General features: G+C 71.3%; 21 protein-coding genes, 1 tRNA gene and 1 pseudogene. 10 read left to right on the top strand and 13 right to left on the bottom strand.

The window, feature by feature from the left end; genetic code table 11:
- Positions 1-13 precede the first annotated feature (13 nt).
- Both HNR67_RS09735 and HNR67_RS09730 read right to left on the bottom strand, forming a co-directional pair.
- Complete coding sequence (locus tag HNR67_RS09735; protein WP_185010428.1) at positions 14-1,144, bottom strand: glycosyltransferase family 4 protein; 1,131 nt, start codon at positions 1,142-1,144, stop codon at positions 14-16.
- A gap of 104 nt (positions 1,145-1,248) precedes the next feature.
- The gene (locus HNR67_RS09730) at positions 1,249-2,379 is read right to left on the bottom strand and encodes a glycosyltransferase family 4 protein (RefSeq protein WP_185001724.1); all 1,131 of its coding nucleotides are present in this window, start codon (positions 2,377-2,379) and stop codon (positions 1,249-1,251) included.
- A 42-nt stretch (positions 2,380-2,421) separates the two neighbouring features.
- Between HNR67_RS09730 and HNR67_RS09725 the strand changes: the two genes are divergently transcribed.
- Complete coding sequence (locus HNR67_RS09725) at positions 2,422-3,336, top strand: glycosyltransferase family 2 protein (RefSeq protein WP_185001723.1); 915 nt, start codon at positions 2,422-2,424, stop codon at positions 3,334-3,336.
- Here the strand turns inward: HNR67_RS09725 and HNR67_RS09720 are convergent.
- Entirely contained in the window at positions 3,333-5,456 is a 2,124-nt protein-coding gene (locus HNR67_RS09720; RefSeq protein WP_185001722.1) for an AAA family ATPase, read from the bottom strand. The genes HNR67_RS09725 and HNR67_RS09720 overlap by 4 nt on opposite strands.
- The gene (locus HNR67_RS09715) at positions 5,453-5,971 is read right to left on the bottom strand and encodes a ClpX C4-type zinc finger protein (RefSeq protein WP_185001721.1); all 519 of its coding nucleotides are present in this window, start codon (positions 5,969-5,971) and stop codon (positions 5,453-5,455) included. The genes HNR67_RS09720 and HNR67_RS09715 overlap by 4 nt, the downstream gene beginning before the upstream one ends.
- A 135-nt stretch (positions 5,972-6,106) precedes the next feature.
- On the opposite strand from HNR67_RS09715, the gene HNR67_RS09710 reads away from it, so the two are divergent.
- The 5 genes from HNR67_RS09710 (at position 6,107) to HNR67_RS46620 (ending at position 12,353) form a co-directional block, all read left to right on the top strand.
- The gene (locus tag HNR67_RS09710; RefSeq protein WP_312986887.1) at positions 6,107-8,620 is read left to right on the top strand and encodes a glycosyltransferase; all 2,514 of its coding nucleotides are present in this window, start codon (positions 6,107-6,109) and stop codon (positions 8,618-8,620) included.
- A gap of 14 nt (positions 8,621-8,634) precedes the next feature.
- Positions 8,635-9,726, top strand: coding sequence for a glycosyltransferase family 4 protein (locus HNR67_RS09705; protein WP_312986886.1), 1,092 nt, complete (start codon positions 8,635-8,637; stop codon positions 9,724-9,726).
- 123 nt (positions 9,727-9,849) lie between these two features.
- On the top strand, positions 9,850-11,199 hold the full coding sequence (locus HNR67_RS09700) for a hypothetical protein (protein WP_185001720.1): 1,350 nt from the start codon (positions 9,850-9,852) through the stop codon (positions 11,197-11,199).
- 25 nt (positions 11,200-11,224) lie between these two features.
- A tRNA-Glu gene (locus tag HNR67_RS09695) sits at positions 11,225-11,298 on the top strand.
- Between the two features lie 107 nt (positions 11,299-11,405).
- Complete coding sequence (locus tag HNR67_RS46620; protein WP_185001719.1) at positions 11,406-12,353, top strand: cold-shock protein; 948 nt, start codon at positions 11,406-11,408, stop codon at positions 12,351-12,353.
- 207 nt (positions 12,354-12,560) lie between these two features.
- Here HNR67_RS46620 and HNR67_RS09685 read toward each other — a convergent pair.
- The 3 genes and pseudogenes from HNR67_RS09685 to HNR67_RS09675 all read right to left on the bottom strand — a co-directional run bounded on the left by HNR67_RS09685 (position 12,561) and on the right by HNR67_RS09675 (position 16,003).
- A pseudogene (locus HNR67_RS09685) lies at positions 12,561-13,117 on the bottom strand (transposase).
- A 158-nt stretch (positions 13,118-13,275) separates the two neighbouring features.
- Positions 13,276-15,255: a hydantoinase/oxoprolinase family protein gene (locus HNR67_RS09680; protein WP_185001718.1), complete on the bottom strand. Its 1,980-nt coding sequence runs from the start codon at positions 15,253-15,255 to the stop codon at positions 13,276-13,278.
- Positions 15,256-15,358: 103 nt separating this feature from the next.
- Positions 15,359-16,003 carry a GntR family transcriptional regulator gene (locus HNR67_RS09675; RefSeq protein ID WP_185001717.1) on the bottom strand — a complete coding sequence of 215 codons (645 nt, stop codon included), beginning with the start codon at positions 16,001-16,003 and terminating at the stop codon, positions 15,359-15,361.
- 127 nt (positions 16,004-16,130) lie between these two features.
- Here HNR67_RS09675 and HNR67_RS09670 point away from each other — a divergent pair, with 127 nt between their 5' ends.
- The gene (locus HNR67_RS09670; RefSeq protein ID WP_221489825.1) at positions 16,131-17,015 is read left to right on the top strand and encodes a hydroxymethylglutaryl-CoA lyase; all 885 of its coding nucleotides are present in this window, start codon (positions 16,131-16,133) and stop codon (positions 17,013-17,015) included.
- A 52-nt stretch (positions 17,016-17,067) separates the two neighbouring features.
- Here HNR67_RS09670 and HNR67_RS09665 read toward each other — a convergent pair whose 3' ends face one another.
- The 3 genes from HNR67_RS09665 to rfbB form a co-directional block, all read right to left on the bottom strand.
- Entirely contained in the window at positions 17,068-17,721 is a 654-nt protein-coding gene (locus HNR67_RS09665) for a hypothetical protein (RefSeq protein ID WP_185001715.1), read from the bottom strand.
- 133 nt (positions 17,722-17,854) lie between these two features.
- Complete coding sequence (gene rfbD, locus HNR67_RS09660) at positions 17,855-18,772, bottom strand: dTDP-4-dehydrorhamnose reductase (RefSeq protein ID WP_185001714.1); 918 nt, start codon at positions 18,770-18,772, stop codon at positions 17,855-17,857.
- A gap of 4 nt (positions 18,773-18,776) precedes the next feature.
- Entirely contained in the window at positions 18,777-19,769 is a 993-nt protein-coding gene (rfbB, locus tag HNR67_RS09655) for a dTDP-glucose 4,6-dehydratase (protein WP_185001713.1), read from the bottom strand.
- A 167-nt stretch (positions 19,770-19,936) separates the two neighbouring features.
- On the opposite strand from rfbB, the gene HNR67_RS09650 reads away from it, so the two are divergent.
- The 3 genes from HNR67_RS09650 to HNR67_RS09640 are packed head-to-tail and all read left to right on the top strand — an operon-like array spanning position 19,937 to position 24,043.
- Positions 19,937-21,670, top strand: a complete 1,734-nt coding sequence (locus tag HNR67_RS09650) for an LCP family protein (RefSeq protein ID WP_246492485.1) — start codon at positions 19,937-19,939, stop codon at positions 21,668-21,670.
- Between the two features lie 47 nt (positions 21,671-21,717).
- Positions 21,718-23,325 carry an LCP family protein gene (locus HNR67_RS09645; RefSeq protein WP_312986883.1) on the top strand — a complete coding sequence of 536 codons (1,608 nt, stop codon included), beginning with the start codon at positions 21,718-21,720 and terminating at the stop codon, positions 23,323-23,325.
- A 13-nt stretch (positions 23,326-23,338) separates the two neighbouring features.
- The gene (locus tag HNR67_RS09640; RefSeq protein ID WP_185001712.1) at positions 23,339-24,043 is read left to right on the top strand and encodes a TIGR03089 family protein; all 705 of its coding nucleotides are present in this window, start codon (positions 23,339-23,341) and stop codon (positions 24,041-24,043) included.
- On the opposite strand, the gene HNR67_RS09635 is transcribed toward HNR67_RS09640, so the two are convergent.
- The 3 genes from HNR67_RS09635 to HNR67_RS09625 all read right to left on the bottom strand — a co-directional run bounded on the left by HNR67_RS09635 (position 24,040) and on the right by HNR67_RS09625 (position 25,939).
- Positions 24,040-24,456 (bottom strand): DoxX family protein, encoded by a 417-nt coding sequence (locus HNR67_RS09635; protein WP_185001711.1) that lies wholly within the window; start codon positions 24,454-24,456, stop codon positions 24,040-24,042. The two genes, HNR67_RS09640 and HNR67_RS09635, sit on opposite strands and share 4 nt — an antisense overlap.
- Before the next feature lie 104 nt (positions 24,457-24,560).
- The gene (locus HNR67_RS09630) at positions 24,561-24,989 is read right to left on the bottom strand and encodes a DoxX family protein (protein WP_185001710.1); all 429 of its coding nucleotides are present in this window, start codon (positions 24,987-24,989) and stop codon (positions 24,561-24,563) included.
- Positions 24,990-25,237: 248 nt separating this feature from the next.
- On the bottom strand, positions 25,238-25,939 hold the full coding sequence (locus HNR67_RS09625) for a hypothetical protein (RefSeq protein WP_185001709.1): 702 nt from the start codon (positions 25,937-25,939) through the stop codon (positions 25,238-25,240).
- Positions 25,940-25,961: the final 22 nt, after the last annotated feature.

Genomic DNA, 25,961 nt, shown 5'->3' with positions numbered 1-25,961 from the left:
ACATTCTGCCGTCTCAGCGACCCCGGCGGTGCAGCACGTCCGCCCTGGCGTAGGCCTCGCGGTGTTTGACCGCGCTGACCTGCCAGGAGAAGTCCTTGGCCCGCTGCTGGGCGGCGGTGGCCAGTCCGGCGCGGCGGGCCGGGTCGTCCAGCAGTTCGGCCACCGCGGCGGCGATGTCGCCCGCGCCGACCCCGCAGTAGGCGACCGCGTCGCCGCCGACCTCGGGCAGGCTCAGCCGCCGGGTGGTCAGCACGCACGCGCCGCAGGCCATCGCCTCCAGCACGGGCAGCCCGAAACCCTCGCCCAGACTCGGGTAGGCGACCAGGTCGGCGCCGCCGAGCAGGCCGGAGAGGCGCTCGAACGGCACGTACCCGGCCCTGATCACCCGCAACCGGTGCGGCACCGAGTCCAGCGCGCGTTCCACGTGGGTGTCCCAGCCCGGCTGACCGGCCAGCACCAGCGCGGGCGGGTTGACCCGGCCGCGGCAGGCCCTGGCGAAGCCGCGGATCAGCGCGGGCACGTTCTTGCGTGGTTCCAGCGCGCCGAGGAAGGCCACGTAGGGGGTGTCGGTCAGGTCCAGTTCGGCGCGGACCGCGGCCACCTCCTCCGGCGCGGGCGGGTGGAAGCGGTCGGCGTCCACCCCGTGCGGGGCGACCTGCAGCATCCGCCGGTCCGCGCCCGCCACCCGCACCAGCTCGGTCGCGGTGGCCTTGGACGGCACCACGCAGACCTCGGCGCGGCGCAGCGAGGCCCTGGTCCAGCCGCGGAAGAACCGGGACTTGACCGGGGAGTGCAGCGCGGAGTCGGTGAAGAAGGTGGCATCGTGCAGGGTGACCACCGAGGCGACCGGGTTGACCAGCGGCAACGTGTAGTGCGGGGAGTGCACGACCTGCACCGCGAGCCGCCTGGCCAGCACCGGCAGGCTGCTCTGCTCCCAGGTGAGCCGGGCGGTGCGGGTGGCCACCGACTCGGTGGCGACCACGATCCGGGAGCCGGGGGCCATCTGGTGGTACAGCTCGGCGTCCCTTGGCTGGCAGACCACGCTGATCCGGGCCCCGTCCGCGTCCAGCGCGGCGACCAGCGAATCCACGTATCGACCGACGCCACCGCGGTCCGCCGGGACGGCCGTCGCGTCGATCAACACGCTGGGTTCTGCTTGCGCCACCCATGCAGACTAAGGCCAGCCCGAACAACGCATTGCTGGAATGCGAACTTCTCAGGTTCAGCAGCTGGTCACGCTGCCCTTGATCACCCGCGAGTGGGACGCCGGTACAGCTCCACGTGCACCCGCCAGACCGCCTCGGCCGCGGCTCGCCAGCCATACCGCCCGGCCCGCCGCAGACCAGCCTCGACCATCGTGGCCGCCCGCCGCGGATCGCCACTGACCTGCCGCAACGCCGCCGCCAGCGCCGTCGCGTCACCACGCGGCACGGCGATGCCCGCGCCCCCGGCGACCTCGGCCAGCGCGGGCGCGTCCGAATGCACCACCGGCACCCCGGCGGCCATCGCCTCCAAGACCGGCAGTCCGAAGCCCTCGGCCCGGCTGGGCGCGGCCAGCACGGTGGCCCGGCCGAGCACCACGGACAGCTCCCGGTCGCTGATCCGCCCGAGCACCACCAGCCGCTCCGGCGCCAGCCCGTGCCGCCGGGCCAGCTCCCCCACCGACACCCCGCCCCACCCGGGCGGCCCGACCAGCACCAACGGCAGTTCGGGCGCGGTCGGCCGGGCCATCGCCTCGATCAGCACGTCGATGCCCTTGCGTGGCTCCACGGTGCCCACGGCCAGCACGTACCGCTCGGGCAGCCCCAGCCGCCGGACGATGGTGGTGGCCGAATCGGCCGGGATGGCCGCGGTGAGCACACTCGCCACCCCCTCCCCCACCACGTGCACCCTGGCCGGCCCCGGCACGAACCGGGCGAGTTCGGTCTCCACCGCCGCGGTCGGCACCACCAGCGCGTCCGCCCGGCGCACCGCCCGGCCGATCACCGACCGGTGCCAGGCCACGCCGCGGCGGGTGAGGGTCTCCGGGTGCGTCCACGGCACGGTGTCGTGCACGGTGACCACCAGCCCGCGACCGCGGCGCGGGGCGGCCGGGGCCAGCGGGGTCGGCGCGTGCACCGAGTCCCCGCCCGGCCACAGCGGCAGTCCGTACTGCCAGGCCAGCGTCAGCGCCCGCCGCGGCAACGGCAGCATCCGCGGCCCGAGCACCCCGGGGATCACCGCCGCGGTCGGATCGGGATGCCGGGCGATCACCCCGGTCACCTCCCAGCCCGCCGGCGCGGTCGCCGCCAGCGCCGCGGCCAGCTCCCTGGTGTAACGACCGGTGCCGCCGGGGACGGGGGCGAGGAGCTGTTCGGTGAGCACGACTAGCTCGGGCATCCGGTCAGCCTGCCACGTCGCCGACGCATTAACGTCCACCGCATGTCGCAGCAGCCCCGCACGACGGTCGTCGTCGTCACCTGGCGCGGCCGGGACCACATCGTGGACTGCCTGGACGCCCTGTCCGCGCAAACCCGTCCACTGTGGACAATCATCGTGGACAACGCCAGCGACGACGGCACCGCCCAGTTGCTGGCCGAGCACCCGATGTCCGGCACCATCCTCCGCCTGGACGAGAACGCGGGCTACGCCGGCGCACTGGAATCCGCCCTCTCCATCGTCGACACGCCCTACATGGCCTGGCTCAACGACGACGCCGCCCCCGAACCCCGCTGGCTGGCCGCCCTGGAATCAGCCCTGGACGCCGACCCCAAGGCCGCAGCCGCCAGCTCCCGCCTGGTCACCGAGGAGGGCGTGGTCCAGTCCCTTGGCGTGCGGCTGACCGCCGACGGCCACGGCGCGGACCGGATCGAGGTGGGCGAGCCGTTCGGCTTCTGCGGCGGCGCGGCGTTGTTGCGCACCGAGGTGCTGCGTTCGGTGGGCGGGGTGCCGGGGGATTTCTTCTGCTACTACGAGGACACCGACACCTCGTGGCGGCTGCGGCTGGCCGGGTGGCGGGTGGTGAGCGTGCCGTCGGCGGTGGTGTGGCACCGGCATGGGGCGAGTTCGGAGCCGGGGTCGCCGCGGTTCCACCGGTGGAATGAGCGGAACCGGTTGCTGATGCTGTTGCGGTGCGCGCCGGCGGTGGTGGCGGGGTGGCAGTTGGTGCGGTTCTGGCTGATCACGGTGAAGTTGTTGGTGCGCAAGGATTCTTCGGGGGCGGCGAATTTCCGGGTGGGGTTACGGGTTGGGGTGCTTGGGGAGGTGTTGCGGCGGTTGCCTGCGACGTTGCGGGAGCGGCGCGGGGTGAACGGGAACCGGAAGGTGTTGTGGCACGACTGGGCGGGGCGGGGTTAGCGGAGGTCGGCGCGCAGTAGTTCGGCCAGTTCGAGGAACTCGGGCTCGTGGTGCCGTTCCACGATGGCCAGCGCCCGCGACCGGCAGTCCCGGGCTTCTTCCGGTTGTCCGGCGTCGGCCAGCAGTGAGCCGAGCAGGCCCAGCGCGTATCCGGCCACGCTGTCATCCGCCACCTGCTCGCCCAGTTCCGCTGCCTCCCGGCCGCACTCGATGGCCTCGGCGGTCCGGCCCAGATTGGCGTGACTGCCGGACAGCCGGACCAGGCCGACCGCCAGAAACGGCCGGATCCCCAGTTCGCGGCTCAGCCCGACGAAACGCTGGAGGCACTCGGCTGCCTCGCCATCACGGCCAAGCTGTTGGTAGTCATCGGCAAGACGAAACCACCCGATTGCCTGCGCTTCCCGCCGCCCGGAGATCCGCACCGACTCGGCGACCAGCGCCAGCCCCTCATCGACCCGACCGAGCCCGAGGTGGGCGCGGCCAAGACCGGCGAGCGCGTCCGCGACCCCACCGGGTTGTCCCAGTTCGCGGCTGAGTTCCAGCTGCCGCTGGTGGCATTCGAGTTGCGCCGCGAAGTCCCCGGCCCGGTGCAGCGTCGCCCCGAGCGTGCCCTGCGCCTTGAGCACGAACTGCGGCTCCTCGGTCCGCTCGGCGAAGGTCACCGCGTACTCGGCACACCGCACCGCCTCTTCGACCGCCTCGGCGGCGAGCAGGGCCTCCGCGCACTCCACCGCGGTCATGTACTGCATCTGCGGGTTGGCAAGCGATATCGCGGAGTCCAACGCGAGCGAGGCCAGCTCGACGTGGTCGGCGACCCGGCGCCGCAGGGAGAGGTAGGCGGTCAGCGTGGTGCTCAGCAGGAGCACCAGACCGTGCTCCTCGTGCGCGCGGGCGAGGTGGGCCAGCTCGAGCAGGGTGCGGTGTTCCAGATCCAGCCAGTCCATTGCCGCCGCGAGCGTGGCGAACCGGTTGTCCGGCGGATTGTCCCTGTTCATCACGTGATCACTGGCCTGCTCGGCCACCGGCCCGTAGTGCTGGACCATGCGGCCCAGCGCCGGTGCGCGACCGTCCTCCGGCAACTCCGCGGCGTACGCGGCGAGCAGGTCGTGCAGCCGCCACCGGTCCCAGCGCGAGCCTTGCTCGATCAGGTGTGCGCGAGCCAGCTCGGACAGCAACCGCCGCGCCGCGGGCTCGGACAGGTCGGCAATCGCCGCGGCCGCCTCGGTGCTGACCTGCTCGCCAGGATTGACCGGCAGCAGCCGGAACATCCGGGCCTGCTCGGGTGGCAACTGCCGGTAGGACAGGTCAAAAGACGCCCGGACCGCCAACTCCGAGCCGAATTCCAGTTCGGACAGCAACTCCCGTTCGTCAGCCAGGGCCTGGCCCCGGGCGGACAGTGGCTGGCCGGGGTGGGCGGCGAGGTCGGCGGCGGTGATGCGCAACGCCAGGGGCAGATAGCCGCACAACCGAGCCAGGTCGGCGAGTTCCGGACCGAGGCGGGAGTCGTCGCCGGTGGCCTGGCGGAGCAACTCGGCGAGCAGGGCCTCGGCCTCGGCTGGTGGCAGCACTGCCAGGTCGAGCAGGCGGGCGTCCAGGTCGGCCAGGGTGTGGCGGCTGGTGACCAGTAGGCGGTGTGGGCCGTCGGGGAGCAGGGGCTGGACCTGGGTGGTGGTGCTGGCGTTGTCGGCGACCAGGAGCAGGGGCTGGTGGCGGTGCAGAGCCGAGCGGTAGCTGCGTTCGCAGGCGTCCTGGCCGGTGGGGGCGGGTTCGCCGAGGGCGGTGAGCAGGTCGGTGAGGGCCTGTTCGCCGGTGATGGGGGTGTCGTAGCCGCGCAGGTCCAGGAACAGGACGCCGCCGGGGAACTCCGGGCGCAGCTCGTGCGCGGCGCGGACGGCCAGGGCGGTCTTGCCGACGCCGGGCAGGCCGGTGACCACGACCGAACCCGCGCGCAGGCTGTCGAGCAGTTCGGCCAGCTCCCGGTCGCGGCCGACGAAGACCGGCTGTGGTGGCAACCCGGACAGGGCCTGGGACGGGACCACCGGCTGCTGCACGGTGATGTCCCTGCCCTGCACGACCAGGTTGGCCCACACCTGGCCGCTGATCCGGTTGTGCGTGCTCACCCGCCCAGTGTGGCGGCAAGCACCTCGGCGGCGAAGCCGGCGCAGCCGCCGCAGATCCGCACGCCGGGGCCGGTGGCGACCGGGCCTACCTCGGTGGCGGGTTTGGCGCAGAAGGAGCAGGTGAAGCGGCCCGCGGCCTGGTCGAGGCGGCTGGGGTGACCTGCCAGGACGAGTTGGGCCTGGTTGACGCAGTTGTCGCAGATGAAGATCTGCGGGCCGGCGACCAGGCGGGCGGACTCCTCCTCCGGGGTGGCGCAGAAGGAGCAGGCCCGGCCGGAGGGTTCCTTCCTCGGCCGCCAGTCCGGCACGCCGCCGGCGGCCTCGACCAGCTGGTGTACCCGCTGGTGGCTCAGGTCCAGGGCGTCGGCGATCTCGCGCAGGGAGGCGCCGGAGAGGTGCAGGCGGCGGACCGAGCGCTGGTACTCGGCCTTGGCCTGCTCGGTGGCGCGCTGGGCGGCCCGCCACCCCTCGGTGGCGGCGCGGGTGGCGGCGAGCAGGGTCTCGTCCAGGGGCATGCGTCTAGGATAGGTAGACAAAGTTGTGTGCGTCTAGGTGTGATTGACACCTTTTGGGTGCGGGCCGTACCTACGATCAACATCGGATGAGGCAGGCTTAGCGAGTTCGTGCGGTCTGCGGGGAGGAGTCGGGACGTGGCGGAGTTGCCCCTGGTGTCGGTGGTGGTGGTCAACTACCGCGGCGCCGAGGACACCATCACCTGCCTGCGGGCGTTGCGCGAGCAGCTCGACTACCCGACCGAACGACTCCAGCTGATCTGCGTCGACAACGCCTCCGGCGACGGCTCGGCCGAGCGGATCGAGGCCGAGGCGGACGGCGTGATGCTGGTGCGCGCCCCGGCCAACCTGGGCTTCGCCGGTGGCTGCAACCTCGGCGTCGAGCACTCCCACGGCGAGGTGCTGGCCTTCCTCAACAACGACGCCCGGCCGGATCCGCAGTGGGTGCGGGCCGCGGTCTCGGTGCTGCGCGCGGAGCCGACCGTGGGCGCGGTGGCCAGCAAGGTCCTGGACTGGGATGGCAAGGCCATCGACTTCGTCGACGGCGGGCTCACCTGGTTCGGCATGGGCTACAAGCGGCACGCCGGGGAGCCCGACGACGGCTCGCACGACGCGCCGCGCGATGTGCTCTTCGGCACCGGGTCGGCGCTGCTGGTGCGGGCCAACCTGTTCCGCGCGCTGCACGGCTTCGACGAGCGCTTCTTCATGTTCTACGAGGACGTGGACCTCGGCTGGCGGCTCAACCTGCGTGGCTGGCGGGTGCGCTACGAGCCCGCCTCGCTGACCTACCACCGGCACCACGCCTCCATGTCCGGCGTGCACTCCGCCCGCGAGTACTACCTGCTGGAGCGCAACGCCCTGGCGATGCTCTACAAGAACCTCTCCGACGCCTCGCTGGCCAAGGTGCTGCCCGCCGCGCTGGCGCTGGCCGTGCGCCGCTCCACCGCCCGCGGCGAACTGGACCCGACCCAGCTGGAGATCACCCGCCGACCGGCCGACCGGGCCGAGGACGACGCGCCGGTGCAGATCTCCCGGGAGACCCTGGCCGGGTTCCTGGCGATCGACCAGTTCGTGGAACTGCTGCCCTCGCTCGGCCCCTCGCGGGCCGAGGAGCAGGCGGCCAGGGTGTGCACCGATCACGACCTGCTTCCGTTGATGCGCAAGGCGATGGAGCCCGCCTACCCGCTGCCGCGCTACCTGGCCGCGCACGAGGTGCTGGTCAAGGCCTTCGGCCTGGACGAGGTGTTCGGGCGGCCGCGGCGGATCCTGGTGATCACCGGCGATGTGGTGGCCGAACGGATGGCCGGACCGGCGATCCGGGCCTGGAACATGGCGCTGACCCTGGCAGGCGAGCACGAGGTCCGGCTGGTCAGCATCAACAAGTCCTTCGCGCCGCCGCCCGCGCCGTTCGCGGTTGTGCAGGCGCCGCAACGGGATCTGCCGCAGCACGTGGACTGGGCCGACGTGGTCGTGCTGCAGGGCCACGTGCTGGAACTGGTGCCCTCGTTGAAGCGCAAGGACTCCACCAAGATCGTGGTCTGCGATGTCTACGACCCGATGCACCTGGAACTGCTGGAGCAGAGCAAGGACAACGACGACGAGCGCCGGGCCAAGGACGTCATCGGCGTCACCAAGGTGCTCAACGCCCAGCTCCAGCGCGGTGACTTCTTCCTCTGCGCCTCCGAACGCCAGCGGCACTTCTGGCTGGGCAACCTGATGGCGCTGGGCAGGCTCACCCCCGCGCTCTACGACGCCGACCCGACCGTGCAGTCGCTGCTCGCGGTGGCCCCTTTCGGCCTGCCCGGCAAGCCGCCGGAGCGCAACGGCCGCGGCATCCGCGGCGTCGCGCCCAACATCGGCGAGTCCGACAAGGTCGTGCTGTGGGCCGGTGGCGTCTACAGCTGGTTCGACCCGCTGACCCTGATCCAGTCGGTGGATCTGTTGCGGCACAAGCGTGATGACCTCCGGCTGTTCTTCCTCGGCATGCGCCATCCGAACCCGGACGTGCCCGAGATGGGCATCACCGCGGAGACCCGGCGGCTGGCGCACCAGCTCGGCCTGGTCAACCGGCACGTGTTCTTCAACGAGAGCTGGGTGCCCTACCACCAGCGGCAGAACTTCCTGCTGGACGCCGACTGCGGGGTCACCACGCACTTCGAGCACGTGGAGACCACCTTCGCCTTCCGCACCAGGGTGCTGGACTACCTGTGGGCCGGCCTGCCCATCGTGACCACCGACGGCGACTCCTTCGCCGACCTGGTGCGCGCCGAGGGCCTCGGTCTGGTCGTCCCGGCCGAGGACCCGGCGGAACTGGCCGAAGCGCTGGACCTGGTGCTCTACGACACCGAGTTCGCCGCGGCCTGCCGGGACCGGATCGCCGCCATCCGGGACGAGTTCACCTGGGAGAACGCGCTGGCGCCGCTGGTGGAGTTCTGCCGCAACCCGCGCCCGGCCGCCGACCGGCTCTCCGCCAGCTCGCCGCTGACCAGGACACCACCGCTCAACTCCGGCCAGCGACTGCGCCGGGACCTGGGCCTGTTCCGGGAATACCTCAACGCCGGTGGCGCGGGCGAGGTCGCCCGCCGGGCCGGTGGTCGGCTGGCGCGGCTGGCCAAGGACCGGTTGCGCGGCGGGGACGAGAGAAGCCAGTGAGAGGAAACGCTGACGTGAAGCCGCTCCGGGTGCTGCTGGACGGCAACCCGCTGCTCGGGGACCGGACCGGGGTCGGCCGGTACACCGCCGCACTGGCCGAGGAACTCGCCTCGATGTCCACTGTGGACGTACGCGCGGTGGCCTTCACCCTGCGCGGCTGGCGGGCGTTGCGCTCGGCCGTGCCGCACGGGGTGCGCGCCCGCGGCCTGCCGGTGCCCGCCCGGTTGCTGCGCGCGGCCTGGCTGCGTTCGCCGCTGCCGCCGATCGAGGTCTTCGCCGGGTTCACCGACGTGGTGCACGCGACCAACTTCGTGCTGCCGCCCTCGCTGCGCGCGGGCAGTGTGCTCACCATCCACGACCTGGCCTTCCTGGACGCGCCGGCGGAGATCCCGGCCAGTGAGTCCGACCTGCCCGAACTGGTCCGGCGCTCGGCCAAGCGCGCCGACGTGGTGTGCACGCCGACGCACGCGGTGGCCGAGACGGTGAGCGAACGCCTCGGCGTGCCCAAGGACCGGATCAAGGTCACCCCGCTGGGCGTGGACCCGGCCTGGTTCGTGGCCAGGGCGCCGAGTGAGAACCTGCGCCGACGGCTCGGGCTGCCCGAGCAGTACCTGCTCTTCGTCGGCGCTGAAGGCCCGCGCAAGGGCCTGGCCAGCCTGGTCGCCGCGCACGCCGCCGATCCGGAGCTGCCACCGCTGGTACTGGCCGGACCGGGCACCGACACCGTGGGTGGTGAGGCTGACCGGGTCATCCGCACCGGGTACCTCTCCGAGCTGGACCTGCGCCGGGTGGTCGCGGGGGCCGCGCTGCTGGTGCTGCCGTCCAGGGACGAGGGCTTCGGCCTGCCGGTGCTGGAGGCCATGGCCTGCGGCGTGCCGGTGGTGTGCTCGGACGTGCCCGCGCTGCGCGAGGTGGCCGGTGGCCTGGCCACCCTGGTCCCCTTCGGCGACGTGGACGCGCTCACCGCGGCCCTGTCGTCCACATTGGACGATGGCGTGTCAGCGGACACCCTGGCCAAACGACGGGCGCACGCCTCGGAGTTCACCTGGCGGCGCTGTGCCGAGGAGACCGTGGCGGCCTACCGGCAGGCGGCGGGCAGGCGCTGACTTCCGGCGTTGCCAAGGCGCGTGTGACAGTGCTGTCACGACGGAGTAACCCGTTGCTCCAAACGCGTTCCAGGAAGCCGGAAGTGCTCGTGAGCGTGACGTGATGCTGCCAGCATGGAGGCCATGACCCCAGGCGAGGAAGCCGAGTCGGCGCTCAAGGAGCTGCACGCCTCCCTCGACGAACGGCGTCGTCCCGAGGACGTCGCCGAACTGGTGCTCCAGGCCCTCGGCGGCAAGCTGACCGCGGCGGAGTCCGCGTTGCTCGGGGTCGCCGCGGCCAAGGGCCGGGGCAACGGCTACTTCTCCTCCATGCCGGAGGACTTCGCCCGCCCGGTCGGCGGCACCGCGCAACTGGCCTGCGCGGCCAAGGTCTTCGGCCTGCCCGAACCACCCGCGGTCAACCCGGACGACCCGCAGGCACTGCGCGCGGTGGCCAACTCCCTCGGCGAGACCGTTGGCTGGCACACCGACCACGCCGACTTCCTGGCCCACCGGCTGGACCGGCAGGAACGCCAGCGGGCCGGGATGGAGATCACCGGGCGGCAGTACAACCGGCGCTGGCGGGCACTGCACCGGCTGGCGGCCAAGGCGAAACAACTCGAACACGAGCAGTTCAAGCGGCGACTGGTGATGCTGGGCCGCTCCGGGTTCGCCGGACAGCTCGACTTCGCCCGCTTCCGCGCCGATGAGGACGCGGCCTGCTTCATCGCCTACTACACCGCCCGCCGCAACCTGCGCCGCGAGTTCTCCTTGGCCGGGCGGGCCAACCCGTTCGACCAGATCGCCGACGCGCTGCTGGCCCGCTGCGAACGCGGGGCCGCGACCGACTGGGCGATGATCGCACTCGTACTGCCCAGCCAGGAGGTGCTCTACCGGCTCGACGACGCCCAGCGCGGCGAACTGCTGGGCCGCTGGTCAGCGGTGATGCACCAGGCCGCGACCCTGCTCGGGCAGATGTGGCGCACCGGCGGCTTCGACCGCGTGCGGATGGTTGTGCGCCGAGGCAACGATTCCAGCACCTGGAACCTGCTCGCCCAGGGCTACAACGCCGCCCGCGCGGCCTGGCTGTCCTGCCTGGCCGCCACCGGCACCGAACGCCTGCTGGAGGTCGCCTGCCCCGGCAAGGCGATGCGGCTGATGGCCGCCGACCTGGTGCAGTGGCACGCGGCAGGCACCGAACTCTCCCCCGACACCGCGGTCTGGGCCGGGCTGCCGCTGCCATGGGACGTGCTGGACGGACACGTGGAATGCGGCCGGGCCAAGGTCGAGGAGGTCTGCGCCAGGGTCGGGCTGGATCCGCGGCTGTCCGGCTGGACCGCGCCGCGACCGGACGAGGGCGTCGCCGAGTTCACCCCGACCCCGGAACTGGTGCACGGGGTCAGCATCGCCGACCCGGCCTGGGCGCAGGTGCTGCGCCGGTCCGGGTTCTTCAGCGGGCGGCCGATCGGGCGAAGTTCTGGCGCGACCGAGTAGTCCTGTGCCACTGTGGAAAGTCCGACTCGCTGTAGCTCAGTGGTAGAGCGCTCGGCTCTCAGGACCGAGTAGTCACCGGTTCGAGCCCGGTCAGCGAGGCTGTATTGATTGGCGCGCTCCGCCCGCCGGTGGGCCCGGCCCGACGGACCGGAGGTCTGTCAGAGAGACTGGGGGCCAGTGCCCGCCCTCTCAACCTGGAGCCTTTGATGCCGCAGGGGACCGTCCGTTGGTTCGACGCCGAACGAGGTTTCGGCTTCCTCGCGCCCGAGGACGGCTCGCCGGACGTGTTCGTGCACGCCTCCGAGATCGTCGGGGACGGCGGCGCGAAAGTGCTCCGCGAGGGTCAGTCCGTCGTGTTCGAGGTCGGCGAGAACGACCGCGGGCCCCAGGCGCTGCGCGTTCGCGTCACCGCCGATGCGCCCACCGGCAGCGCCGTCGGCCTGCTCGGCACCGTCAACTGGTACGAGCCGGGCAAGGGGTACGGCTTCGCGTCGCCGGACGGCGGCGGCGCCGACATCTTCGTGCACAGCTCCGCCATCGTGACCGGCGGCGTGGTCACCGAGGGGCAGCGGGTGGCCTTCCTGATCGTCGAAGGCGAGCGCGGCCCGCAGGCCGGGCACGTGATCCCGCTGGGAGCAGGGGCAGGCTCACCCGCTGCGGCTGGCATCGCGGACGGTGCCGACGGCACGGTGGCCTGGTACGACGAGGACAAGGGCTTCGGCTTCATCAACCCCGACTCCGGCGCCGGGGACGTCTTCGTTCACACCCGGGCCCTGGCCGAGGGGCTGACGTGGCTCGCGGAGGGCGACCGCGTCGCCTACGAGGTGGCTAGTGGAGACAAGGGCCCGCAGGCCCGCGACGTGCACCTGGTCCGAGGCGCCGAGCCCCAGACGGCGCCGCAGCGGTCGGCACCTGCCGCGGCCGCAGGGCCGGCGGCGCGGGACGTGCCCGTACGAGGCGGCGAGGGCGTCGTCGCGCGCTACGACGGCGACCGCGGCTTCGGCTTCATCACCCCGGACGCAGGCGGCGACGATCTCTTCGCCCACGCGTCCGTGATCATGGGGTCGGAGCCGCTGCAGAAGGGTGACCGGGTCCGGTACGCGGTGCGTCAGAGCGACCGGGGCCCGCAGGCCGACCGCGTCGAACGCCTCTGAAGAGGCGGCCCCACCGATGGCTGATCACTTCCCGACGAGAGTGCTCGTTCATCCCCGTCGATGGTGCCGTCAGCAACGCGGCTGCAGCCTCCTCCAGGAGATCGATCTCCCTGACCCGAGGACCTGCTCCGCGCTCAGAAGCTCACCAGTCACCCCCACCCAACGACACAGAGCTACCGATGTATCCCAAACGAGTGAGGGGATGCGTTAGACCTGGTTTATGAGCCGGCGGACGTTGATCACAGTGCAGGCCAGCGTGAGGAGCGCCAGCGTGGTGCGTTCGGTCCGGTCGTAGCGCAGCCCGAGGCGTTTGAACCGCAGCAGCCAGGAGATGGTGCGTTCGACGACCCAGCGGACCCGGCCGTGGTGGCCGCGCACGGTCGGGTTCGTGTCCAGCAGCGGCTCGAACAGCATGCTGTCGTGGGTGTTTGCCGCCGACAACATGATGTGCGGCGGTAGCCCGTTCGCGTCGCACAGAACGTGGTACTTGGAGCCGGCTTTACCCCGGTCAGTGGGGCTGCGGCCGGTCAGCTCGCCTCCCTTTTCGACCGCACCGACACCGCGTCGATGCAGCCTCTGGTCCAGTCGAGCTCGTCGATGTTGGACAGCTCGTCGAGCACGAACAAGATCCCCTCCAACGCGGCACGGTCATCGATCCGGGGCCGCCCACCCGGACCGCGCGGCGCTGGTCGGGACGGGATCAGGGGTTCGATCAGCTCCCAGAGCCGGTCTTCGACCCGCCGCTGCTGTGTCGTCTTCGCCACGACTGCCCACGATCGACGACCAGGACCGGCAGGTTACGCAGTGACACACCCTTGAGTTTTGAGACCAGGTCTTAGTCGCCTCGCCGCGTACCCGCCGTGTCGCTGCGCGCCACGCCTCTTTCGCAACAAGTGGTGGTGGTTGCGGTGGGCTGGTTCGGCTACTCGGGGTTGATGAGCAGGCAGCCGCTGGGATGGACCTTGGCCGCGTGTCCTGGTTGCACCAGGGTTGTCGAATCCGGTTCTACGATCAGGGCTGGGCCGGGGATTATGTTGCCTGCCAACAACTTGGTCCGGTCGTAGACGTCCGCGGCGACCAGGGTCGAGTCCACCATGATCTTCTTGGTGCGCAGCAGGGCGTCCGGGATCGGGTTCTTGCGGCCGGGTAGGGGCTCGTGGGTGAGCAGGGGCGGGCGCGGGCCGCGGACGATCACCCTCAGTTCCACGATCTCGGCCTCTGGTTCGATGCCAAGGGCACCGCGTGGGTCTCCGGCGCTCAGCGCGGAGCTGTCCAGGTCGGCCAGCAGTTCGGTGATCCGGCCGCCGGGCAGGGACAGCGTGAGGTCGGCCTGGGCCTTCAGGTCGGTGCGCGGCACTCCCCTGGCGGCCAGGCGGTCGCCCGCGGAGTGCACCAGGTCGGCCAGGACCGCGCGGAGCCGGACCGGGCCCGCGCCGGTCAGGCCGGGGGCGGCCACCACCTCTTCGCTGGGTTCGGTGCCTGCCAGGCCGTAGGCGGCCAGCGTGCCAGGGGACGGCGGGACGATCACCGGCCAGGTGCCGGCGATCCGGGCCAGGGCGTTGGCGTGCAGGGGGCCCGCGCCGCCGAAGACGACCAGGGGGAAGTCCTTGGGGTCGTGACCGTTGCGGACGCTGACCAGGCGCAGGGCCCGGAAGAGTTTGTCGTTGACCAGGGCCAGGACCTCGCTGGCCGCACGTTCTGGGGTGGGCAGCGCGAGGGCGTCGGCGAGGGCGGCCACTGCTTTGCGGCCGCCTTCCAGGTCCAGGCGGATGCGGCCGCCCGCGATGGCCTCGGGTAGGTAGCCCAGGGCCAGGTTGACATCGGTGACAGTGGGCTTGGTGCCGCCGTTGCGGTAGGAGATCGGGCCGGGCAGGGCGCCCGCGGAGGCCGGGCCGATGCGCAGTTCCATGGTGCTCTTGGAGACCCGGACCAGCGAGCCGCCGCCGAGGGCAACCGTATGCACGTCAACGCCGGTGGCCCGCAGGGTCAGGTCGCCGACCGCGGTCTGGCGGTCGATCCGGGGCCGCCCGTCCCGCACCAGCGCGACATCGGCCGAGCTGCCGCCCAGGTCCAGGCTGAGGAAGTCGGTGAACCCGGCCAGTCCGGCGAAGTGCGCCGCCCCGCGCAGCCCGCCTGCCCGGCCGGAGGAGACCGCGGCGATCGGGCGTTCCGCGGCGTGCCCGGCCGCGGTGGCCCTGCCGTCGTTGCGCAGCACCGAGATCCGCGCGGTGATCCCGGCCGCGGCCAGTGCCGTCTCCAGGTCCCGGACCGCCCTGGCGGCCTGCGGGCGCAGGTAGCTGTTGACCACCGCGGAGACCGTGCGCTCGTACTCGCGCGGCTCGGCGAGCACGTGCGCGGACAGCGACACCGGCACCCCTGGCAGCTCCTCGGCGGCCAGCCTGCCCAGCAGCCGCTCGTGCCGGTCGTTGACCCCGGCGTTGAGCAGCGAGATGGTCAGCGCCTCCACCCTGGCCGCGCGCAGGCGGCGCAACGCGATCCGGGCCGCGCCGGTGTCCAGCGGCAGCAGCACCGAGCCGTCCGGCCCGATCCGCTCGATCACCTCGACGGTGTCCTCCGGGCGGGCCAGTGGTTCGGCGGCGTAACTGCGGGCCAGTTGCAGCACCTGGCGGAAGCCGCTGGTGGTGACCAGTCCGACCCGCGCGCCGCTGCCCTGCAGGATCGCGTTGCTGCCGACCGAACCGCCGTGCAGCACATGGCCGATCAGCTTCGGGTCCACCCCGGCCGCGCGGCAGGTGTCCCGGATGCCGTTGAGCACGGCCACCGCGAGGTTGTGCGGGGTGGTCGGGATCTTGGCGCGGAAGGCCGCGCCGGTGCGCTCATCGACCAGCAGGACGTCGGTGAACGTGTCTCCGACGTCGACCCCGAGTCGAAAGCCCCCCACCGAGTTCTCCCTGTGCCCCACCCTGTCGCCATCCTTGTCCCAGGACCCTAGAGGACCCTACGCGTCTGCCGCGCAAGGACTTCCGCCGCCATCCCACGCCGGTCTACCTGGTATACACCCGGAGCAGAACCCGTTTCGCGGCCAGCACATGCGCCCGCATCACCGCCTCCGCCCAGTCCGGATCGCCCTCGGTCAGCGCGTCCACCAGCTCGCGGTGGTGGGACAGGCTGCGGGCCAGTTCGGCGGGCTGGTAGTCGTGGAAGGTGCGCAGCACCAGCGGCAGTTCGATCACCGTGGTGAGCATGGCCAGCACCCGGGGACTGGCCGCGGCCGCGGCGATGATGGCGTGGAACTCGTAGTTGGCCTCGGCCACCCTGGTCAGGTCCTGGTCAGGACCCGCGGTCGCCGCGGCGGCCATGACGTCGCGGAGCTGGGCCAGCCGGACCAGCGCGCCCTGGCCGATCCTGGTCGCGGCGCGGGCGGCCACGAAGGACTCCAGCAGCATCCGCAGGTCGTACAGCTCCTCCACATCGGCCCTGGTCCACTGGGCCACCCGCGCGCCGCGGTGCGGCTCCAGCTCGACCAGGCCCTCGACCTCCAGCCGCCGCAACGCCTCCCGGACCGGCGTGCGGGACAGCCCGAGCCCCTCGGCCAGCTCGACCTCGGCCAGGCGCTGGGCCGGCTGGTGCGTGCCGTCCAGGATGCCCGCGCGCAGGGTTTGGTACGCCTTCTCCGCCGCCAGCGCCACTGGTCACGCTCCGAAATGCAAGCTGCATCATTTTGTATGCAAACTAGAGCGATGCAGCGACTTGACACAAGTTGCCAACGCCTGGATGCTCCGCTCGAACGTTTGCTTTGTATACATGGAGCCGTCCTTGGACGCTGTTGAGCTGGTCGAGATCGCACCCCGGGACGGACTGGCCGGCGGCGGCCTCGCGCTGTCCCCGGTGGACACCATCGAGCTGGTGGAATGCCTGGCCGCGGCCGGGTTGCGGCGGATCGAGGCGGCCTCGTTCTGCCCGCCGTTCTCCCCCGCCGCCGAACAGGTGCTCAGCGCGCTGCCCCGGCTGCCCGGCCTGCGCTACGGCGCGCTGGTGCCGGACCAGGCGGCGCTGCGGCAGGCCGCTGCCTACCTGGACGAGGCCCAGTTCGTGCTGCCCGCCACCGAGGATTTCGCGCAACGGCAGGAAAAGCGCTCCCAGGCCGAACTGCTCGCCGAACTCGCCGAGGTGACCAAGGCCGGACTGGAGGCAGGGGTGCCGGTCTCGGTCGGCATCGCGGTGGCCTTCGGCTGCCCGTTCGCCGGCGAGGTGCCCAGGGCCGCGGTGGTCGAACTGGCCGGGAAGGTGGCCGGAACCGGACCGGCCGAACTGTCCCTGGCCGACACCCTCGGCGTGGCCACCCCGGACCAGGTGCGCGCGATGATCACCGAGGTGCGCGCGGCCGCACCGGGGATCCGGCTGCGCTGCCACTTCCACAACACCCGCAACACTGGGTATGCCAACGCGATCGCCGCGGTGGAGGCCGGGGTCAGGGTCCTCGATGTTTCCGCAGGTGGCTTCGGGGGTTGCCGGTTCGCCCCCGGCGCCGCCGGCAACATCGCCACCGAGGACGTGGTTTACGCCCTGGAGCGGATGGGTATCGCAACCGGCGTGGACATGATCGCGGTGGCCGACACGGCAGGCTGGCTCGCCCAGCGCCTCGGCAGGCCCGTACCCGCGCTGCTCGGCCGCGCGGGCATGTTCCCGCCGACCATCTGACCAGCCCGGCCGGCGCCTGACCCCCAGGGGCGCCGGTCGGGCCCCTCGTGGCCTACCGGGCCAGTGCCCGGAGCTTCACCCCGCGCCGGATCGAGTACCAGAGCACCACCGCCAGCATCAGCAACGGCGTCACCCAGGGCAGGAACTGCCCGGCCAGGTAGGCCACCGGTGGCACCGCACCGGCCGCGTAGACGTGCGAGACCGGTGCGGTGGCCTGCTTGCCCGGCGGCGTCCACGGCGTGCGCTTGCCCGGCTTGGCCACCGAAAGCCAGGCCTGGAAAGCGATTCCGCCCACCATGAAGGCCGAGGCCACCGCCAGCCACACCGCCGGTCCGCGGCCGCCGGTCTCCGCGGCCAGCACCGAGGCGTGCAGGTTGCCGCTGAGGATGAAGATGCCGATGTAGAGCTGCAGCAGGGTGATCGCGAACTTGATCAGCACCCACCAATGCCGGAAATAGCCCCACGGCGTCAGCGCGGAGAGCATGAACCCGGTGAACGCCGAGGTCTCCGCCAGGATCTGCAGCACCCGCAGGTCCAGCACCTCGGCCATCCGGAACGCGGCCAGCCGCAGTCCAGGGTCCGCCACGCCGATGCCGTAGGTCACCAGCGCGAACAGGGTCAGCGCCAACGACATCCAGCCGACCGAACTCACCACGTGCAGCCACACCAACAGGTTTCGCGCCCGCTGCGCCCCGGATTTCGCCATGCCCCCAGCGTCATCGGGTGGCGGCCGCCGGACATCGGGTCAACCCCCGAGGCGGTCCCCGACCCCGGTCGACACCCGCCGTACGCCCCGGCTACGACACCCGCCGTACGTGCGGCGGGTGTCGCGGGGTTGCTCAGGCCGCGCGGAAGCGCTCGCCCTGCTCGGCGAAGGCGGCGGTCAGCGCCTCCCGCCAGGGGCGCAGCGGGGTCAGTCCGGCCGACTCCCAGGACTTCGGCGAGAGCACCGAGTACGGCGGACGCTTGACCGGACTGGGGAAATCGGCCGAGGTGCAGGGCTTGACCCGCTCGGGATCCGCGCCCAGCTCGGTGAAGATGGCCTGGGTGAACCGGTACCAGGTGGTCTCCCCGCCGCCCGCGCAGTGCAGCAGCCGCTGCTCCGGCGGGTTCGGGCCGGTGGCCAGCACAGCCAGGTCCAGCAGACCGGCCGCCAGGTCCACGGTCCAGGTCGGGCAGCCCACCTGATCGTCCACAACGGACAGTGTGTCCCGGCTGGACTCCAGCCGGACCATGGTGCGCACGAAGTTCTTGCCGGTGGAGCCGTAGACCCACTGGGTGCGCACCACGTAGGCCAGCGCGCCCGAGTCCAGCACCGCGCGTTCCCCGGCCAGCTTGGTCCGCCCGTAGGCCGACCGAGGGCCGGTGGCGTCACTCGGCTCGTACGGCCGGGTGCCGTCGCCGGGGAAGACGTAGTCGGTGGAGAGGTGGATCAGCGGCACATCCCTTGCCGCACAGGCCTTGGCGAGCAGCCCGGCACCCGTGCCGTTGATCGCCAGCGCCCGGTCCTCGTCGGTCTCGGCGGCGTCCACCGCGGTGTAGGCGCCCGCGCTGATCACCACCGGACGCAGGCCCGCGTCCCTGGCCGCGCAGGCGATCCCGTGCACCGCGTCCTCGACCGCGTCCGCCTCACTGACATCCAGCTCGGCCGAGCCGGGCGCGTGCGTCAGCCAACCGTCCTTTGTGGACGCGAGTGCGGCCAGGTCGGTGCCGAGCTGACCGCGGCCGCCGGTGACGAGCAGTCCCAGTCCAGGCACCGGCTCAGCCCTTGGCCAGCTCGGCGCGCTGCTTGAGCGCCTCCCACCAGGTGCGGTTGTCCCGGTACCACTTCACGGTCTGGGCCAGGCCCTCGGTGAAGGGCACCCTCGGCGCGTAACCCAGCTCGGTGCTGATCTTGGTGATGTCCACCGAGTAGCGGCGGTCGTGCCCCTTGCGGTCGGTGACCGGAGTCACACTGCCCCAGTCCTTGCCGGTGGCCTCCAGCAGCAGCCCGGTCAGCTCCTTGTTGGTCAGCTCGGTGCCGCCGCCGATGTTGTAGATCTCACCCGCCCGGCCGCCCTCGGCGACCAGCTGGATGCCCCGGCAGTGGTCGTCCACGTGCAGCCAGTCCCGGATGTTGAGGCCGTCGCCGTAGAGCGGCACGGTCTTGCCGTCGATGAGATTGGTCACGAACAGCGGGATGACCTTCTCCGGGAACTGGTACGGACCGTAGTTGTTCGAGCAACGGGTCACGCAGACCGGCAGTCCGTGGGTGCGGAAGTAGGAGCGGGCCAGCAGGTCCGAGCTGGCCTTGGAGGCCGAGTACGGCGAGTTGGGCTCCAGGATGTGCTCCTCGGTCCACGAACCGGACTCGATGGAGCCGTACACCTCATCGGTGCTGACGTGCACGAACCGGCCGACGTTGGCCTCCAGCGCGCCCTGCAGCAGGGTCTGCGTGCCCAGCACGTTGGTCAGCACGAAGTCGGCCGCGCCCAGGATGGAGCGGTCCACGTGCGATTCGGCCGCGAAGTGCACCACCACGTCCTGGCCGGACATGAGCTTGCGCACCAGCTCGGGATCGCAGATGTCGCCTTCGACGAAGGTCAGCCGGGGGTTGTCGGCCACCGGTTCGAGGTTCGTCCTGGTGCCCGCGTAGGTGAGCTTGTCCAGCACCGTCACCTCCGCCTCGGCGAAGGCCGGGTAAGCGCCACCCAGCAACTGACGGACGTAGTGCGAGCCGATGAACCCGGCACCGCCTGTGACCAGTACCCGCATCCGTATCCTCCCCGAAACCCTGCCGCGTGATCTCGTGCTGATCCGGTCGCAGTCTGTCACGAGCAGCAACCAGGAAACCTTCTGATGCGTCCACGTTATGTCGGCAACCGCGAACGCGGTGCCGGACCCCAGATAATCTGGTCCGATCGACCGGGAGGAGAACGGAGTTGGACGAGCGGCCCCCGCGGCCCGGTGACCCCCAGGGTCGCCCGCGCCGCCCCGCACCGCCGGCTGGCCAGGGCGACCGGCGACGTCTCGCCCCGGACTCAGGCGCGGCCAACCGGGGAGTCGGCCGTCCGGCACCGCGCGAGCAGGCCGGAGCCCGGCCCGGCGAGCGGACCCGTGCCAACGCCGCCGCCGTGACCACCAAGGCGCGCACGCCCGAGCAGCCGAAGCTGTCCGCCCAGGAACAGGGCAGGCGGCAGGCGCTGCGGGTGGCCAAGATCGTGCTCGCGGTCAGCTCGGCCACCGTGCTACTGGCCTCCGGAGTCGCCTACGGCATGCTCGACAACCTGGACAGCGGGCTCACCAAGAACGACGTGATCGGCAAGAAGCAGCAGGGCGAGATCGCGGCCGACGGGGCAACGGACATCCTGCTGGTGGGCAACGACTCCCGGGTCGACGCGCAGGGCAACCCGCTGCCCAAGCAGATCCTGCAGGAGCTGCGGGCAGGCGACAACGAGGGTCACCTGACCGACTCGCTGATCCTGATCCGGATCCCCAACGACGGCAGCAAGGCCAGCGCGATGTCCTTCCCGCGCGACTCCTACGTCGATGTGCCGGGACACGGCAAGAACAAGGTCAACTCGGCCTACGCCTTCGGCCGCAACGCCGCGCTCCGGCAGCTGCGCAACAGCAGCAAGAGCAAGCCGGAGCAGGAGCGCGACGCCAACACCGAGGGCTCCAAGGTGCTGATCAAGACCCTGGAGAACCTGTCGGGGGTGGAGATCGACCACTACGCCGAGGTCAACCTGCTCGGCTTCTACGAGATCACCAAGGCCGTCGGCGGCGTGGACGTGTGCCTGACCAAGGCGGCCAAGGAGGAGAAGTCCGGCGCGAACTTCAAGGCGGGCCCGCAGACCATCTCCGGCGGCGACGCGCTGGCCTTCGTGCGCCAGCGCTACGGCCTGCCCCGCGGCGACCTGGACCGGGTGGTGCGCCAGCAGGTGTTCATGGCCGGGCTGGCCAAGAAGATCCTCTCCGGCGGCACGCTGACCGACCCCACCAAGCTGAGCAACCTGTTCGAGGCGCTGAAGAAGTCGATCGTGCTGGACAAGGAATGGGACGTGATCGCCTTCGCCCAGCAGATGCAGGGCATGGCGGGCGGCCGGATCAGCTTCGAGACCATGCCGCTGGGTGAGCCGATCAAGACCTCGGACGGGCAGGAGGCGTTCAGCGTCAACCCGTCCAAGGTCAAGGACTTCGCCAAGCAGCTCATCACCGGCGGCCCCGCCGCACCGACCAGCACCCAGGCAGGCAGCGGGAACAACGGCGGCAACGGCGGCAACGACACGGCGGCCGCCAAGGTCGACGTGTTCAACACCACGACCACCACCGGCCTGGCCACCAAGGTGCAGGACGCGCTGGCGGCCAAGGGATTCGCCAAGGGCAAGAGCGACAACGCGCCGGCCAGGCCGAAGACCGTGGTGCGCTACGCCAAGGGCGAGAAGGCACTGGCGGACAAGGTGTCCGAGGCGCTGGGCGGCGTGGCCGTCGAGGAGAACGCCAAGGTGGTCGCGGGCACCGTCGAGGTCTACCTCGGCAAGGACTACAAGGGCCCCGGCGCCCGCGGGTTCACCGCCCGAGGCCCGGTTTCACTCGATGGAGTGGACTCGGTCGCCCCGGCCGCCGCACCGGGCCAGCAACCCATCACGGCGGACGGTGTCACCTGCGTGAACTAGGCTGGTGACCGGGGGAAATCCAGCACGTTCAATAGGGAGGCAGGGACGTGGAGGAGCAGAAACCACGTCCGAACCAGGACGACGCGCAGGCGTCGGCCGGGGACATGGATGCGGACACGGCGGCCGGGCGGGTCGCCGAGCAGGACGAGCGGAACGACGCCGTCGAGGTGGCCGGGCGGGCCACCGCGGCGGGTGTGGGGGCGGGGGCCGGGCAGGCCGCCGTTGCCGGTGCGCCGGCGGTCGAATCGGTCACGCCCGCTGACCAGCGAGCGACCGAACCGGCGGAGGGCGCGGCGGAACCGGCGGCCAAGCCGGTCGCGGACGCCGCGACCGCGGCCGTCGCCGTTGGGCCGCAACAGAAGTGGGCGCCGCTGGACGACGCCGAGTCACCACCAGTGCCGCGCAGGCGCAGCCGGTGGAAGACCGCGGGCCTGGTCTCGGTGCGCACCGTGGCCGCGTTGCTCTCGGTGGCGGTGCTCACCGCGACCGGGATCAGCTGGGCCACGGTCTCGCGCATCGAGGACAACGTCACCACCACCAACCTGATCGACGAACTGGGCCAGGCGCCGAACGCGCCGGAGGCCAAGGACGGTGCGACGGACATCCTGCTGGTGGGCAGTGACAGCCGCACCGACGCCGAGGGCAATCCATTGCCCGCCAAGGTGTTGAAGCAGTTGCGCACCGAGGCCAACGACGGCGGGGTGAACACCGACACCATCATCGTGCTGCGGGTGCCCGACGACGGCCGCAAGGCCACCGCCTTCTCCATCCCGAGGGACACCTACACGACGGTGCCCGGCATCGGCGAGGAGAAGATCAACTCCGCCTACACCCGGGGCAAGAACCGCAAGATCGACCAGCTCCGGGCCGAGGGCGTCACCGAGCACGCCAAGCTGGACAAGGAAGGTCACCAGGCCGGGCGGCTGGCGCTGGCGCTGACCGTGCAGGAGCTGACCGGGCTGCGCATCGACCGCTACGCCGAGGTCAACCTGTACGGCTTCTACCTGCTGACCGAGGCGGTCGGCGGGGTGGAGGTGTGCCTGCGCCGCTCCACCAGCGATCCGGACTCCGGCGCGAGCTTCCGGGCCGGGCCGCAGACCATCTCCGGCGGCGACGCGCTGTCCTTCGTCCGGCAGCGCAACGGGTTGCCCCGCAGCGACCTGGACCGGATCGTGCGCCAGCAGACGTTCATGGCCGCGGTGGTGAGCAAGATCCTTTCCTCCGGCACGCTGACCAACCCCGGCAAGCTGGGCGCGTTGATGGACGCGGCGAAGAAGTCGATCGTGATGGACTCGGGCTGGGACCCGCTGCAGTTCGCCCAGCAGATGCAGGGGCTGGCCGGCGGCAACGTGGAGTTCCGCACCATCCCGGTCACCGGCGTCGGCGCTCGCAACGAGCGCGGGCAGAGCATCATCACGGTGAACCGGGACCAGGTGCGGTCCTTCGTCGCCGGGCTGACCAAGCCGGAACCACCGCCCGCCTCGCCGCAGCCACCGCCGTCGTCCTCGGCGCCGCCGCCGAGTTCGCCACCAGCACGGTTGGGTGCGGCCGGGTCGGTGCGTTTGGATGGGGCGGTCGGCCCGCCCGGCGCCCGGCAGCAGCCGGTCGAGGTGGACGAGCCGATCACCGCCAACGGTGTTCGCTGCGTGTACTGAGTTTGGGGCCGAGATGAGCATCACCGAGAAGCTGTTCCGCCCGCTGCTGCGCGCCGACCCGGCGCGGCCGCTGATCACCTACTACGACGACGCGACCGGCGTCCGGATCGAGCTGTCCAGGGCCACCATGGCCAACTGGGCGAGCAAGACCGCCAACTGGCTGCGTGATGAGCTGGACGTGGAGGCAGGCACCCCGGTCGGAGTGCTGCTGCCCACGCACTGGCAGACCGTCGGGGTGCTGCTCGGCTCGTGGTGGTGCGGGGCGAGCGTGCGCTTCGACCCGGCAGGCACCGAGGTGTGCTTCACCGCGCCCGGCGGGGACGCGCCGGGCGCGCGCACGGTCGCGGCGGCCTCGCTGGACCCGATGGGCCGCGGACTGACCAGCACCCCGCCGGGCGTGCTGGACTACATCTCCGAGGCCAGGGTGCACGGCGACGACTTCCTGCCGTACGAGCCGGTGCCCGGCGACACCCCGGCCCTTGGTTCGTCCACTGTGGACGAACTGCTGGACCTGGCGGCCAAGCGGGCGGCCGAACTCGGCTTCGGCGCCGAGGACCGGATTCTGTCCACTGTGGACTGGAACACGGACGCTGGCGTGCTGGACGGGTTGCTCGCGGTGCTCGCGGGCGGCGGCTCGCTGGTCCAGTGCGTCAATCTGGACGAGAGCAAACTCGCCGCCCGCAAGGAAACCGAGAAGATCACCCGCGAACTTCGTTAGGCGGCAACGGGATGACGGCGTCGGCGGTAGTAGCCGCCGACGCTGACCTCGCCACCGGCGAAGCCCAGTGCCAGCGCGGTGCCTGCCAGTACCAGCTCGTACTCGTAGCCGCCGTTCCCGGCCCAGAAGCCGTTCTTGGCGGTGACGAACAGGATGCCGAGCACCGAGACGATCGCGAGCAGCACGCCGATCAGCGGCAGGGCCACCCCGAGGATGAACAACGCGCCGCCGAGCAGCTCGACCAGCGCGGTGAACCAGGCCATGAACTCCGGGGCCGGGAAGCCCAGCTTGCCGAAGTTGGCCGTGGTGACGTCCATCCCGTCGGTCATCAGCTTGCGCCAGCCGTGCAGGATGAACACCAGACCGACCGCGATGCGGCCGATGAGCAACGCGAAACCCGCTGAGCGCACCATCTTGCGGCTCCTTCGCTCGTTGAGGGGAGTTCCGGGTACCGGAGTTCCCCGTCACACGAGCGAGTGAACGTCGATGCGTCAGCGGGTTTCGGTTGAGCGTGCAATCAGGCTGATACGGTCTGCCGCTCACGCTTGGGCTGACCGATGCCGAAGACCGCGTCCAGGGAGTACCGGCCGCCGTTGAAACCGAGGGCCAGACCCGCCGCCAGCAGGGTCAGGATGTACTCGAATCCGCCGGGCAGGCCAAAGCCGTTCTTGAAGTGCACGAAGAATCCAGCGCCCGCCATCACGAACGCGAACAGCACGCCGACCAGCGGCAAACCGATGCCGACAATGAAGGCGGCGCCGCCGACCAGTTCGACCAGTGCGGTGAACCACGCGGACACCGTGGGCAGCGGAATGCCCATCTTCCCGAAACCTGCCGCAACCCCGTCGATCCCGCCGGTGACGAGCTTCTGCCAGCCGTGGTAGATGAACACCACGCCGACGACGACCCGCCCCAGCAGCAGGGTGAGATCCCGAAGTGGCTGCATTGACTTGACTCCTTCCAGTTCCGGCGCCGCCGTCAGCGCCGGAGATCCCCAGTACCGCCGAAAGTACTGGTTCAACTTGGAACCACCTACGGGATGGCGCTTTCCAACAGGAAACAGACAGGAAACCCCCTACGAAAGAAGGGTCATTCCGTCAGCTCATCCCATGTCCAGGGAAATACTTGCGCGTCAATGCAGTCGTAGGTTACCGGAATAGGTGCGCGACGAAACATCCGTGCGAATTACGGTGGTCAGCCCATGGTGGAGAGCCAGCCAAGGCCGGCCGCGCCTACCACCACCGCGGCGAACTTGACCATGCCCGCGCGGTCCGGCCGCCCGCCGGTGCGCAGCACCCGCACCCCGAGCGGGACCAGGGCCAGGCACAGCGCCGCCGCCGCGACCACCGAGGAGATCGTGCTGCCCTTGAGCACGCCAACCGGTAACGCGGCCATGGCCGCCAGCGCCAGCCCGCCTAATGGCCCGAACACCCCGGCCCGGTAGGCGCCGAAGGCCAGCAGCGGCCAGCCGAACACCGCCGCGGCCGCGGTGACGCTGAACACGTGCGGCACGCCGTACCCGGCCGCGACCACCTCGGTGGCCACGGCCGACTGCCGCGAGTCGACCAGTCGGAAGGCCAGGTGGTCGACGCCGGCGTGGAAGACGCGGGCGAACAAACCGATCAGCACGAAGGCGGTGCCGAACGCGCCCCAGGCGTTGCCGATCCGGGCGGACAGCGCGAGCACGGCCGGGCACAGCAGCACCAGCCCGGCCGCGACCAGGCTGTAGGACACGGTCAGCCGGAGGGGTTCGGCGGCGTAACCGGCGAGCTGGGCCGGGAAGAAGAAGTACACGCCGAAGCGGGTCAGCACACCGGCGAGCAGCAGCGCGGGGCCGAGTACCAGGCTGATCCCGCCGAGCCAGCGGCCGGGAAACTGTTGGGGCTGCGTGGTCATGGCACCACCGTGCCGTGCGGGC

This window comes from Crossiella cryophila (assembly GCF_014204915.1).
Classification (GTDB): domain Bacteria; phylum Actinomycetota; class Actinomycetes; order Mycobacteriales; family Pseudonocardiaceae; genus Crossiella; species Crossiella cryophila.
Note: the sequence above shows the minus strand (reverse complement) of the source record. Positions and strands in the feature narration are given on the sequence as shown.

Coding starts and splice junctions, on each gene's coding strand:
- HNR67_RS09730 (WP_185001724.1), bottom strand. CDS start 2,379: ATGCCCGAGCTAGTCGTGCTCACCGAACAGCTCCTCGCCCCCGTCCCC.
- HNR67_RS09725 (WP_185001723.1), top strand. CDS start 2,422: ATGTCGCAGCAGCCCCGCACGACGGTCGTCGTCGTCACCTGGCGCGGC.
- HNR67_RS09715 (WP_185001721.1), bottom strand. CDS start 5,971: ATGCCCCTGGACGAGACCCTGCTCGCCGCCACCCGCGCCGCCACCGAG.
- HNR67_RS09700 (WP_185001720.1), top strand. CDS start 9,850: ATGACCCCAGGCGAGGAAGCCGAGTCGGCGCTCAAGGAGCTGCACGCC.
- HNR67_RS46620 (WP_185001719.1), top strand. CDS start 11,406: ATGCCGCAGGGGACCGTCCGTTGGTTCGACGCCGAACGAGGTTTCGGC.
- HNR67_RS09665 (WP_185001715.1), bottom strand. CDS start 17,721: ATGGCGAAATCCGGGGCGCAGCGGGCGCGAAACCTGTTGGTGTGGCTG.
- rfbB (WP_185001713.1), bottom strand. CDS start 19,769: ATGCGGGTACTGGTCACAGGCGGTGCCGGGTTCATCGGCTCGCACTAC.
- HNR67_RS09640 (WP_185001712.1), top strand. CDS start 23,339: ATGAGCATCACCGAGAAGCTGTTCCGCCCGCTGCTGCGCGCCGACCCG.
- HNR67_RS09635 (WP_185001711.1), bottom strand. CDS start 24,456: ATGGTGCGCTCAGCGGGTTTCGCGTTGCTCATCGGCCGCATCGCGGTC.
- HNR67_RS09630 (WP_185001710.1), bottom strand. CDS start 24,989: ATGCAGCCACTTCGGGATCTCACCCTGCTGCTGGGGCGGGTCGTCGTC.
- HNR67_RS09625 (WP_185001709.1), bottom strand. CDS start 25,939: ATGACCACGCAGCCCCAACAGTTTCCCGGCCGCTGGCTCGGCGGGATC.